1 protein-coding gene is annotated in these 330 nt (G+C 63.3%); it reads right to left on the bottom strand.

Annotated features, from left to right (window positions below):
• On the bottom strand, positions 1-330 hold a 330-nt coding region (locus BEB42_RS26035), incomplete at both ends, for an Ig-like domain-containing protein (protein ID WP_157942757.1).

Here is a 330-nt window from a genome sequence, read left to right as displayed (position 1 = left end):
ACGTCACGTTCCGGCTCTGGCTGCTGTTGTTGACGCTGGCGGTGATCACACTGGTTCCGGCGGTCTGGCTGGTGACACTGATCTCCACCGTGCCATCCGGCTGCGTGGTGACCGTCGGAGCAGTCGTTGCGCCGTTGCCTGCCAACACGCTGACCGTCTGCCCGGCAAGTGCATTCCCGAACGCATCGGTGACCTTCACCCGCAGCGTATTCGCCGTCGCGCCGTCTGCCACCGCGTTATCCTGGCTAACGACCAGATCCGCGATCTGCGCCGTGCTGACATCCGCAATAAACGTCACGTTCCGGCTCTGGCTGCTGTTGTTGACGCTGG

The organism is Escherichia sp. MOD1-EC5990 (assembly GCF_002965285.1).
Classification (GTDB): domain Bacteria; phylum Pseudomonadota; class Gammaproteobacteria; order Enterobacterales; family Enterobacteriaceae; genus Escherichia; species Escherichia coli_F.
Note: the sequence above shows the minus strand (reverse complement) of the source record. Positions and strands in the feature narration are given on the sequence as shown.